Origin of the sequence: Salinivibrio sp. YCSC6 (assembly GCF_004916735.1) — a bacterium.
Classification (GTDB): domain Bacteria; phylum Pseudomonadota; class Gammaproteobacteria; order Enterobacterales; family Vibrionaceae; genus Salinivibrio; species Salinivibrio proteolyticus.
Genome location: NZ_CP039516.1, coordinates 66,121 through 78,201, shown reverse-complemented (window position 1 = coordinate 78,201; position 12,081 = coordinate 66,121). Strand labels below are relative to the sequence as shown.

General features: G+C 49.9%; 10 protein-coding genes. 2 read left to right on the top strand and 8 right to left on the bottom strand.

Annotation, left to right across the window (positions count from 1 at the left end; genetic code table 11):
• Nucleotides 1-79 precede the first annotated feature (79 nt).
• From E8E00_RS00350 to E8E00_RS00335, 4 genes are all read right to left on the bottom strand, one after another.
• The gene (locus E8E00_RS00350; RefSeq protein ID WP_096630248.1) at nt 80-574 is read right to left on the bottom strand and encodes a DUF2489 domain-containing protein; all 495 of its coding nucleotides are present in this window, start codon (nt 572-574) and stop codon (nt 80-82) included.
• Nucleotides 575-587: 13 nt separating this feature from the next.
• On the bottom strand, nt 588-1,067 hold the full coding sequence (gene yihI / locus E8E00_RS00345; protein ID WP_096630249.1) for a Der GTPase-activating protein YihI: 480 nt from the start codon (nt 1,065-1,067) through the stop codon (nt 588-590).
• Nucleotides 1,064-1,705: a class I SAM-dependent methyltransferase gene (locus E8E00_RS00340; RefSeq protein ID WP_069591276.1), complete on the bottom strand. Its 642-nt coding sequence runs from the start codon at nt 1,703-1,705 to the stop codon at nt 1,064-1,066. Before E8E00_RS00340 ends, yihI begins: the two co-directional genes overlap by 4 nt.
• Nucleotides 1,706-2,418: 713 nt before the next feature.
• A complete protein-coding gene (locus tag E8E00_RS00335) occupies nt 2,419-3,036 on the bottom strand; it encodes a cytochrome c (protein WP_069590267.1) in 618 nt (205 codons plus the stop codon).
• 149 nt (nt 3,037-3,185) lie between these two features.
• Here E8E00_RS00335 and yihA point away from each other — a divergent pair, with 149 nt between their 5' ends.
• Nucleotides 3,186-3,839: a ribosome biogenesis GTP-binding protein YihA/YsxC gene (yihA, locus tag E8E00_RS00330; RefSeq protein WP_069590269.1), complete on the top strand. Its 654-nt coding sequence runs from the start codon at nt 3,186-3,188 to the stop codon at nt 3,837-3,839.
• A 759-nt stretch (nt 3,840-4,598) separates the two neighbouring features.
• Here yihA and polA read toward each other — a convergent pair.
• Nucleotides 4,599-7,349, bottom strand: a complete 2,751-nt coding sequence (gene polA / locus E8E00_RS00325; RefSeq protein ID WP_096630250.1) for a DNA polymerase I — start codon at nt 7,347-7,349, stop codon at nt 4,599-4,601.
• Between the two features lie 451 nt (nt 7,350-7,800).
• Between polA and elbB the strand changes: the two genes are divergently transcribed.
• Nucleotides 7,801-8,451, top strand: a complete 651-nt coding sequence (gene elbB, locus E8E00_RS00320) for an isoprenoid biosynthesis glyoxalase ElbB (RefSeq protein ID WP_069590273.1) — start codon at nt 7,801-7,803, stop codon at nt 8,449-8,451.
• A 652-nt stretch (nt 8,452-9,103) separates the two neighbouring features.
• On the opposite strand, the gene E8E00_RS00315 is transcribed toward elbB, so the two are convergent.
• The 3 genes from E8E00_RS00315 to recQ all read right to left on the bottom strand — a co-directional run bounded on the left by E8E00_RS00315 (nt 9,104) and on the right by recQ (nt 12,054).
• Complete coding sequence (locus E8E00_RS00315; RefSeq protein WP_077640163.1) at nt 9,104-9,772, bottom strand: 7-cyano-7-deazaguanine/7-aminomethyl-7-deazaguanine transporter; 669 nt, start codon at nt 9,770-9,772, stop codon at nt 9,104-9,106.
• Between the two features lie 112 nt (nt 9,773-9,884).
• Nucleotides 9,885-10,187, bottom strand: coding sequence for a DUF3630 family protein (locus E8E00_RS00310; RefSeq protein WP_096630251.1), 303 nt, complete (start codon nt 10,185-10,187; stop codon nt 9,885-9,887).
• Complete coding sequence (gene recQ, locus E8E00_RS00305; protein WP_096631548.1) at nt 10,174-12,054, bottom strand: ATP-dependent DNA helicase RecQ; 1,881 nt, start codon at nt 12,052-12,054, stop codon at nt 10,174-10,176. The genes E8E00_RS00310 and recQ overlap by 14 nt, the downstream gene beginning before the upstream one ends.
• Nucleotides 12,055-12,081: the final 27 nt, after the last annotated feature.

Genomic DNA, 12,081 nt, shown 5'->3' with positions numbered 1-12,081 from the left:
GAAAATGTCGGTGAGATCGAGTTTCGCCCAATAATTATAGGGGTATTGCGCGGTCAGAAGATAGACCGCGCGACTGGCTTTAATGGGTCAGGATATGATCGGGGATATGGCGACCGCCCGTAAACGCGAGAATCTCGGCCAACTCGGCCTTGATCGCTTGCTCAAGGCGCGCTTCGTGTTTCGCCCGTTCTAGGTCAAACTTCATACGCTCTTTCTTTTTCAGCGCACTGCGAGCCTCGCCGCGTGGGGTATCTTTCACCGCCTCATACAGCTCAAACAAAGCGGGATAACGGCTATCAAACTCGACCCGTTTATCGCCTTGCAAATGATCCATGATCATATAGAGCCGAATCGCCGCTTCCGATAAATCACACTGATCGTTAAGTGCAGCAAACGCAATCACGTCGACACTCTCGACAATTTTATCGTTGCGCTTGGCAATTGCAGCCTCTTTTTGCTGCGCTTGTAAGATGTTTTGGCGTTTTAATTTAGCCAGCAACACCCCCGCATAAATGGATAGGCCGAGAATAATTAATCCGCCTAGTCCGGCTAATACCCAGATCCAATCCTGCACCTGTTACTCCTCGTTAGTCGTCCTGTTGTTCAAATTTCGCCAGCAGGTCGTCTTCATCAGTGTCGTCGTCATTGAGTAAACCAAGCTTATCCATCAGCACTTCAATGCGATCGAGCTTCTCATCCACATACGCTTGCAGACCAGAGCCTAACTTCTCACCGTTTTCGATACGATCCAACAACACATTCAGTTGAGGGTCTTGCTCGAGTTTGGCAAGCTCTTGCTCAGGCGTGAGTTTAGGCTGCTTTGGTTTCACCGCATCCGTCCCGAGTGGGATAGGCTTTTTACTGCCAATGCGCGGGTCTTTATTATCTCCGCTGCGGCGCGTTTGCGTTTTACTTTCTTCCGAATGACGCGAGCCGGCTTTTTTACCTTTGCGCTTTTTCTGCTTTTTCAGCATACGCGCAATGCGATCTTGTTCATTCTGATTTTTATCTACGTATTGCGCCGGGCCTTCCGATCCTACGCGGCGCGTTTTCTTTTTACGCGTCATGACAGTGGTTTCCTCATTAAAATTACGTCGTTGCCAACAAATTCAAGCGCAAGGCCCGATTGTGCGGCTAAAAACTCAAAAGTATGACGGCTAAAAAAGCTCACGTGTGTGGGGTCATTTTTGTAATGCCAACGTGAGAATGCCGCTTGGTCTGTGACCAACTTGGTCATCAACCCAAGCCATCCACCGGGCTTTAGCATGGCTTGCCATTGTTGCCAAGCCACGTCGGGTTGATAAAAGTGTTCGATAGCTTCTGTACAGGTAATAAAGTCATACTGCGTCTCTAAGACCTGTGCATCTGGCGCATAGAAGGGATCATAGCAGGCCATCGTGTGCCCTGCGTCAGTCAGCATTCTCGCCAATACCGGCCCCGGTCCACAACCAAAATCGAGCCCGTAAGCATGTTGGGGTAACCGTGTCATTAACGGTGTGAACAGGCGGGACAGAAAACGTTTATAGCCTTCATCCTCAGCATGGTTTTGGTGTAAGTCGTAAATCGCCTTCTCGTCATCCGCCGATAGCAACGCATCACGGTCAACGAAGACTAACTCACACACTGCACACTGGAAGTATGCTCGCTGTTTATCACTATGGTAAGGGTGTACGCCTTGGTGCGCACATAATGGGCAATGCTGCATATCATTCTTCAATGCCAGGAGCTGGCGCGAATGTAGCAGAAAGTGGGTCAATAAAAAAGCGACAGGCATAAAGCCTGTCGCGGTATCGCCTGAGCGATATAAGCGGGTGTCGTCCGTCCTGGTACGTCTTTCGTCCCTGCTTGATGGCGCTGTGCGCCCTTTGTATCAACGTCCTGTTGCTGTGGTGGCTACCTGCCTAACAGTCGCATCCTGCGTCCTTGTCATCATGACAACCACGGCACTGTCCTCGTGCATCACACTCATTGTGCTAACGCGCTCCATGCGCACCACCGTGGTGGCGTCACCTTCCTAGCGTTTTTCCCGCGCTCCATGCGGGGGATGCATCAACGTCCTGTCGATGGGGATAGAATACTACAACCATGGTCATTGCCTAGAATTGCAGCCATAAAAAATGAACACAAAAACAACCTAAAAATGGTAAACAACTGAATAATATAACTATATTTTATTGTCTCGCATAGATTATATCTATTTTCACGGCAATCTATGGGCGATCTCTTACAAAAAAAGTCGCTCTTTTCGCGGTGCAGCCATCTGCGTCAATAGGGTCAGGTGCGTGGAGTCGGTTCGTATGAGTAAAAAACCGAAGGCAAACGCTAAGCGGGTAAGACGTCAGGCAACAAAAAAGCGAAAGCGGCCTGCGCCCCTTTCGCTTTCGATATGTGTGCGTGTCGCTACGAGGCGATGCTGTCTTAGTGCAGACCACCAAGATATTTTGACAACGCATCAATCTCGTTGTCGGTCAACTTCGCCGCTACTGAGCGCATCATTTGATTCATATCGTTATGACGATCACCATCGCGGAACATTTTCAGCTGACTCGCTAGGTATTTCGCGGGCTGGCCAGAAATTTTGGGGAAACCAGAAGAAGGCGTACCATTACCGCGCGGACCATGACACGCAGTACAGGCTGCAATGCCACGCTCAGGATCACCTGCCATATAAAGCTGACGGCCAATCGCCACCGAGCCTTCAGGCGTAGTGCCAGGCTTTGGCGTCAAGGTCGCATAGTAAGCCGCGAGATCAGCCATGTCTTGCTCTGAAAGCGGTGCAACCATGCCTGCCATCACAGCATTGTAACGACCTTGCTCTCCGCCGCTTTGCGCGCCGAGCTTAAATTCCTTTAATTGCTTTTCAATATAGTTGGCGTGCTGACCCGCCAAGTTGGGGTAGTCAGGCAAAATGCTATTACCATCGGCACCGTGACAGGCGGCACAGGTATTGGCTTTTGCTTTGCCCGCTTCAGCATCTCCTTGGGCCCAGGCTGAGGCGCTGGCGAGGAGGGTCAATATTAGCGCTAATTTCTTCATGACATTCCATTTATAATTATCAAGCTTCCAGTACCACTACTTCGTTACCGTCATGGTACAATAACCGATCAAAAACCGAGCACGGTTATTTTACACAAATTCACACAAAAGTAATCAGTCTACTACACCAAGACGAGACGGAGTTAACAGTGGAGCAATCGCTTAATTACCGTAACACCCAATTTGTTACCAGCGCACCCGATATTCGCCATCTGCCTGATAATACTGGGATAGAAATCGCGTTTGCTGGTCGTTCCAACGCCGGCAAGTCTAGCTCCCTTAACCGTCTTTGTGACCAAAAGAGCCTTGCAAAGACCAGTAAGACGCCGGGGCGGACACAATTAATTAACCTTTTTAAGGTGGACGATGGTTGCCATATTGTCGACCTGCCCGGCTATGGTTTTGCCCAAGTACCACTGGAGATGAAAGAAAAGTGGCAACGCTCATTGGGTGAATACCTACAAAAACGCGAGCAGTTAGGCGGACTGGTGGTGTTGATGGATATTCGTCATCCCATGAAGGATCTTGATCAACAGTTGATTCATTGGGCGGTGCAATCCAACCTGCCTGTCATGGTGTTACTGACCAAAGCCGACAAATTGAAATCCGGCGCCCGTAAGCAACAACTGATGAAGATCCGTGAAGCCGCACTGGCGTTTTGTGGCGATGTAGAGATTGAATTGTTCTCATCCCTAAAAGGCATTGGCGTCGATAAGCTTCGCCGTAAACTCGACACTTGGTACCACCAAGCGCCTGATGAAACCGTTCTCGACGAGACTTCCCCTGACGCGGAGCCGGAGTGATCGCCTCTTATACGCCGAGTAAGCTGCATTTATGAGCTCGTCTAGCCTGAAGATGGCAGAGAAAATAAAGTCCCCACCTGAACAGGTGGGGCAACGGGAGAGAAATAGGATTTATCTTATTATCGCGACAAGTTTTATAGACAATCGCCCATAACGCAAGTATCGCTTTGTCGAACCATTAGTCTCGCCGCACATTCACTTTGATTCCTGCCTCAAGGTCACAAAACCATCACTTCGAGCAACATTGCCCAAAAAAAAGCCGACCCTAAGACAGGATCGGCGAATCTTTGTGCGTAAGCGATCTAATAAGACCCCGTAGACACATAAAGAACAAGAAGCTGCGCGCATTATAACCAAGCTCATCACTAAAATTAAAGTAATTACTCTAATTTTTTTGAAAAGAATGGGGATAAGCGAGTCAGCGAAACATAAAAAGGCAGTGGCAGGGTGTCTTCATCGGTTGGAAATTGCCAATAAAAAAAGCCCCAGTCAGTATCCTGACTGGGGCTGCTGAATCAGCCAAATCCAATAACGTGAAACAAAAGGTCTGAAAGATAGAACATCTTACCTCTGTACCCTACGCCAATAACTGTATATCAAATGCACAGCGTTGAAAAGTATCCTACGTAATTTTTTTTCATAAATTTGTATCGAAATGTGCAAAAAGACGCCAAAACAGCAAGATAAACGGACGAAAAAAAAGCCGACATGGTGTCGGCTTTAGCTTTTTTGTTATTAAACCACAGGAAAAGCCGTGATTTAGTGGGCTTCACCCCAGTTATTACCGTGTCCAGACTCGGCAATCAGCGGCACGTCCAAGTCCGCTGCCGACTCCATCAGTTTCCGTACTTCACTTTCAACTTTGGATAAAGATGACGTTTTAACTTCCAGTACCAGTTCATCGTGAACTTGCATTACCAGACGGGCGTCATCCGCGGCATTGGCTTGAATCCATTGATCAACCAGTATCATCGCACGCTTAATAATATCGGCCGCCGTTCCTTGCATCGGCGCATTGATTGCCGCGCGCTCGGCCCCTTTACGACGCATGCCATTACGCGATTTAATTTCCGGCAAATAGAGACGACGACCGAAAATGGTTTCTACATAGCCTTTTTCCGCCGCTTGCTCACGGGTGCGGTCCATGTAGGCCTTTACGCCTGGGTAGCGCTCAAAGTAGGTATCCATGTAGCTTTGTGCTTCTTGACGACCAATCCCTAACTGACGGGACAGACCAAAAGCACTCATGCCATAAATCAGACCAAAGTTGATCGCTTTAGCGCGGCGTCGCTGCTCGCTGGTGACCTCGTCGAGGCTTACCCCCATCACTTCCGCTGCGGTGGCGGCGTGAATATCTTTGCCGTCACGGAACGCTTCTAGCAAGGCTTTATCACCGGATAGGTGCGCCATAATCCGCAATTCGATTTGCGAGTAATCGACCGCCAAAATGGTATGATCCGGTTCCGCGGTGAAGGCTTCACGAATACGACGACCCTGTTCGTTACGAATGGGGATATTTTGTAAGTTCGGATCGGTGGACGATAAGCGCCCCGTCGCGGTGACGGCTTGATGATACGAGGTGTGCACACGGCCGGTTTGCGCATTGATCATGCGCGGCAATTTGTCCGTGTAGGTCGATTTGAGCTTTGCCAGCCCACGGTATTCCAAAATCCGCGCTGGCAGCGGGTAATCGAGTGAGAGCTCTTGCAGCACTTCTTCATTGGTTGAAGGGCTACCTGATGGGGTTTTCTTTACTACCGGCAGGCCCATTTTCTCAAACAAAATCGCTTGTAGCTGCTTGGGCGAGCTTAAGTTGAACTCTTCGCCGGCAATCTCAAACGCTTCACGCTCAAGCTCAATCAAACGAGTATGCAACGCTTCTGATTGGGTCGCCAACTTGTCTTTGTCAATTAGCACACCATGACGTTCCATACGCGACAACACGCTGACTAGTGGCATCTCATAGAACTCAAAGATGGTTTTCAGTTTCTCGTCACTGGTGACTTTACCAATCAGATATTGGTGCAAACGCAACGTAATGTCGGCATCTTCCGCCGCATAAGGTGCCGCTTGCTCAAGAGGGATTTGGTTAAAGGTCAGTTGTTTCTTGCCTTTCCCAGCAATCTCTTCAAAACTGATGCAGGTGTGCTGCAAGTAGCGCTCAGCTAGGCTGTCCATGTCATGGCGTCCTGCCACACTGTTATAGACGTACGATTCCAGCATGGTGTCATAGGCAATCCCTTTTAAGGTGATCCCGTGACGCGCAAACACACTGGCATCATATTTCAGATTCTGGCCGACTTTCGCCGCTGAGGGATCTTCCAACCAAGGACGCAACACCTCCAGCACCTCATCCAGCGATAATTGAGCCGGCGCTTCCAGATAATCATGCGCTACCGGTACATACGCCGCTTCGCCCGGCGCGACGGCAAATGAAATACCAACCAGATTGGCTTCCATATAGTTGAGGCTATCGGTTTCCGTATCGACCGCAACCACCTCAGCGTCACGAATTTTCTTCAGCCAAGTGTCCAGTGCGTCGCGTGTCAGAAGGGTCTGGTAGCCACTGCGGTCAATCGTGGCCGCTTGCGAGATAGGTTCATCAGACACCGCCTCTTCCGGCGCATCGCCTTCATCCAGCTCTTTGAGCCAGCGGCGGAATTGCAAGTCACGATACATGGCCACCAAGGTGTCATTATCAGGCTCTTGCTTGACCAGCTGTTCAGGGGTGAAATCCAGTTCAACATCCAATTTAATCGTGGCGAGCTGATAAGACAGGTAAGCGGCGTCTTGATGCTCAGTCAGTTTTTTCGCCATGCTTTTCGCGCCGCGGAAGCTGAGCGCTGCAATCTTATCGAGGTTCGCGTAGATATCATCCAAGCCACCTAGATTGGCAATCAACGCGGTCGCGGTTTTATCTCCCACACCCGGTACGCCAGGAATGTTATCGACTTTGTCGCCCATCAGGGCAAGGTAATCAATAATATGCTCAGGACCAAAGCCATACTTCTCACGCACCGCCTCAGGATCCATCACCACATTAGTCATGGTGTTGATTAAGGTGACATGCTCATCCACCAGCTGCGCCATGTCTTTATCACCCGTGCTGATCAGGACCGGCATTCCCGCTTTTGAGGCTTGAGTAGCGAGTGTGCCAATCACATCATCGGCCTCCACCCCTTCTACCGCGAGTAAAGGCAGACCCATGGCTTTAATAATCTTATGCAAAGGTTCAATTTGCCCGCGTAGGTCATCTGGCATGGGTGGACGGTTGGCTTTGTACTGCTCGTACATATCGTCACGAAACGTCTTCCCTTTGGCATCAAAAATCACCGCCACATGTGAATGGGGAAATTGTCGCAACAAACTACGCAGCATGTTCACCACCCCAAATACAGCCCCGGTGGGTTCACCTTGGCTATTGGTGAGATTAGGAGAAGCATGGTATGCCCGGTAAAGGTACGAAGAGCCATCCACGAGGATTAACGGATTGTCGGGAAGAGTTGCCATATCAGAATCTTGGTTGCCAGTTAAACACGTTAGCTGCTAAGCATGCCACGAGTCGTCATTCCTGTTAACCACGGTTTTTCACATCCATAGCCTGAGCTGTGGATAAGTTTGTTGGTAAATATTATATAGGGTTTTGATTTCGTCTAAATAATCATAGATTTTGATTTTTAAATAGATTAAAAACAAACACTTATTCCACGTGGCGCAAAAAGGATCTTGATCGAAAAAGGATCCTTAGGTGTGGAAAAAGAAATCACTTGCTCTGCATGAGGTTGCAGAGAAAGTCATCACAAACTGCGGAGATAATCACCAATTTGGTTATCGAACTTGGCTACTATTTCGCTTAACCCAGCACCAATGCGACACTGTTGAACGTAACTAAGCGTAGACGCGTTTGGTCGATTATCCACATTGGTTGCGATAATTTTAATCTCGATACAAGGAGAGCATCATGAAAAAGGTGGCTGTTATCTTATCTGGCTGCGGCGTGTTTGACGGTGCCGAGATCCAAGAGGTGGTCTTATCCCTGCTTGCCCTCGAGCAAAACGATGCTCAATGGCAATGCTTCGCACCAGATATCGATCAGCACCATGTGATCGATCATCGTACCGGCGAAGCGATGAACGAGACACGTAATGTACTCACCGAAGCCAGCCGTATTGTTCGTGGGGAGATTCTTCCGCTAACGGATTTAAACGTCGACCACTTCGACGCCTTACTGGTTCCCGGCGGCTTTGGCGCCGCGAAAAACCTATCGGACTTTGCTTACAATGGCGATCCGGTGCAAGTCAATCAAGAGATGTTTGCGGTTTGCCAAGCCTTCGCTCGTGCAGAAAAGCCCGCCGGCTACATGTGTATTGCCCCCATCATGATCCCGCAGATCTATCCAAAAGGCGTCAAGGGCACCATTGGCAATGAGCCCGATATCGCTGCCGCCTTTAATCGGATGGGCGGTGAACATATTGAGTGTCCGGTATCAGATTATGTATTAGATCAGCGCCACCATCTCCTGTCCACGCCCGCCTATATGCTCGCGACGTCAGTCCTGGATGCCGCCAGTGGGATCAATCGGATGGTGAAAAAATTGGTAGAACTCGCCTAGACACGCTCATCCGCACAGAAACGCAGCAGAGAAAAAGAAAAAAGCGACGCCGAGATGGGCGTCGCTATAACAAGTGAGCGCAAAAACAAAGCTGTTGTCAGAACAGTTTGCTGGCCCCAATACACTGGAAGCAATGTGAGCAATGTCGTGCCTTCAGAGCTGAGCATGTGGGCTTTGCCCTGAACGCAAGTTAACAATAACCATTCTCATTCCCACTTTCAACACTTAGTTGAGAATCTTTTTCATTTATTGATCTTGTGCTCAGACTCACTCGCTGTCATCAAACTGTTATTGCACCCAAAGTCATCACGCTAACAACTTTGGTTCGAAAAGCCAGTGCCCAGAAAAGAAAAAAGCGACACCCCGAGAGGTGTCGCCTAGCAAAAATAGGCTAACTTAATCACTGTTTGATAAGCGCCCCGCTAATACACTGGAAGCAATGTGAGCAATGTCGTGCCTTCAGAGCTGAGCATGTGGGCTTGGCCCTGAGTGCAAGTTAATAATAACCATTCTCATTATCGTTTATCAAGAAAAAAATACGCTTATTTTTCACTCGCTGTACATTTATTGATCTGCTTCTCAAAATAAAGCCGGTAATCGGCGGGCTAACGTAAAAAAAGAGCCGCAATGCGACTCTTTATTCTGCTACTGATTAGGACGTTTGCTGCACCGTCGCCGACGGCGTCACCTGTGTGATTCGTCGAATAATCAGGTTTAGCAACACCCCATACATAGGAATAAACAGCCCCAAGCTAATAATCAGCTTAAAGGCATAGTCCACCAAGGCAATTTCAACCCAGTGCTCGGCCATAAAGGCATCTTGGCTTTGGTAAAACGCAATCGCAAAAAAGGCGAGTGTGTCTGACGCATTACCAAACAAGGTGGAACAACTCGGCGCGACCCACCATTGGCGCTGCTGGCGTAACCGATTAAACACATGAATATCTAAGATCTGACCCAGTAGGTAAGCCATAAAGCTGGCAATCGCAATCCGTGCGACGGTGAGATTAAACGTGCCCAGCTCCGCAAACCCTTGGTAACTGCCTTGATAGAACAAGACGGATAACACGTAAGAAATCAGCAGCGAGGGCACCATTACCAGCAAGATAATACGGCGTGCCAATGCCGGACCATAGATCCTGACGGTTAAATCAGTGGCCAAGAAAATAAACGGAAACGTAAACGCCCCCCACGTGGTGTGGAAACCCCAAACCGTAAAGGGGATCTGCACCAAGTAGTTACTGGAGGCAATGATCAGTAGATGAAAAATCACGAGGTAACCCAGCGCTTTACGCTGCTGAGCAAGAGAAAAGTGGCTCATAGTGCACCTTTTTGTCATTGGGGGCGAGGGAACCCAAAATACCTAGCTACCCGTCGACAGGCAGCGCGAGGTGGCGAATTATACAGCAATCAAGCGACGGTGCCAGCGCAATTTAAAGAGGCGGATGACGCAACCACCAGCGGCGCAAAAAGGCAATTACCTCATCGCCCTCCTCATCCAGCGCTTCTAACCACACGCTCTGGGTGTAATGTGCGGCTTTAAGCATCAAACGCGTGCCTTCAAAATCAATCAGCCAGGTCATCATATCCGCGTCTTGTTGCCACTCAAGCACAGAGGCTTCGAGGGCTTGCAGCAATGGCTGACAGACTTCTTTGCCATTATCCGCATCCAGCTGCGGCTGATAAAACGCCAAGGTGTTGTCGGACGCTATCAATTGCCAATTACTCGGTGCCATAGCCGTACTCGCTCAAACTCAAGTGATCGTCAATCAAGTCCAAAAACGCATCGCCAAATTTTTCGAGCTTGCGCTGCCCAACGCCACTGACCGCCAGGAGCTCCGCTTGCGATGACGGCAGCATCTCGGCCATTTCCATCAAGGTTGCGTCGTTAAACACCACATAAGGTGGAATATCTTCTTCATCAGCAATGGCTTTGCGTAACTTACGCAGCTTGGCGAACAGTTTTTTATCGTAATGGCGCTGGCTCAGCTTGTTGGCCTTGGTGCGAGGGCTGAGGCCAATACGCGGTACCGCCAGCTCAAGGGCAATCTCGCTGCGCAGTAATGGTCGCGCTTGTTCAGTTAACTGCAGTACCGAGCTACGGGCAATGTTTTGCACCAGATAACCGCGATGGATCAATTGGCGAATAATGCTTACCCAGTATTCATGGCTCCACTCTCGCCCGATGCCGTAGGTAGAGAGCTTGTCATGGCCATGATCTTTAATGCGCTGATTTTGCATCCCGCGCAACACTTCCACCACGTATCCAACCCCGAAGCTTTGGTTAACACGGTACACGCACGACAGCGCTTTTTGTGCTTGTTCGGTGCCATCAAAATGGGTAGGCGGGTCGAGACAAATATCACAGTTGCCACAAGGGGTTTGCCGATGCTCGCCAAAGTAGTTTAGGAGCACTAAACGGCGACAGGTTTGTGCTTCGGCAAATGCGCCCATCGCGGTCAGTTTATGGCTTTCGACCTGCTTTTGGGGCCCATCCGGCTTTTCTTCCAAGCAGCGATGGAGCCATCCCATGTCGGAGGGGTCATACAACAACACCGCTTCAGCCGGCAGTCCATCTCGCCCTGCTCGGCCGGTTTCTTGGTAGTAAGATTCAATATTGCGCGGCACATCATAGTGCACCACAAAGCGAACATTGGGCTTGTTGATCCCCATTCCAAACGCCACGGTCGCCACCACAATGTTGACATCATCACGTTGGAACGCCTCTTGGACTGATCCGCGCGCCTCTGTGGTCATCCCTGCATGGTAAGCGGCGGCGAGCATATTGTTATCACACAGTTTTTGAGTGACTTGCTCAACCCGCTTGCGGCTATTGCAATAGACAATTCCTGATTGGCCGCGTTGACCACTCAGAAACTGCACTAATTGGGCCAAAGGTTTGTGCTTTTCCAGCAAGGTGTAGCGAATGTTAGGGCGGTCAAAGCTACCCAGATGTACCAGCGGATCGTGCAGGGCAAGGCGGGATAAAATATCCTCGCGCGTGGTGGCATCCGCGGTGGCAGTCAGCGCCATCACCGGCACGTCAGGAAAGTGCTGTTTGAGCTGGCCTAAAGAGGCATATTCACGACGAAAGTCATGCCCCCACTGGGAAATACAGTGCGCTTCGTCGACCGCAATCAACGCCAGTTGCCACTCCGTTAAGCGATGGATAAAGTCACGCCCTAGCGCGCGCTCAGGCGACACATAGAGTAGTTTCACCTCCCCCTGATTTAGCGCACGCAAAGTATCCGCTTGCGCCTCAGGCGTCATCGCTGAGTTTAAGCACGCCGCCGCAACCCCATTGGCATTAAGCTGGTCAACCTGATCTTTCATCAATGAAATCAAAGGTGAAATCACCACGGTCAAGCCGGTGCGCACCAACGCGGGGATCTGATAGCACAGTGACTTCCCTCCCCCGGTCGGCATAATCACCAAGGCATCACGCCCCGCAATCGCTGCATCAATCACCGCTTGCTGACCTTCTCGGAACTGGTGATAACCAAACACCGCTTTGAGTACCTGATGGGCAGGACTCATGGCAGGATCAGCGGTAGCGGCGTCAGTTTCGGTTGACGCATCGGCATGGGCGGGGTTGGCGGACATAATCAAGCTCATTACTCAAACTGGCGC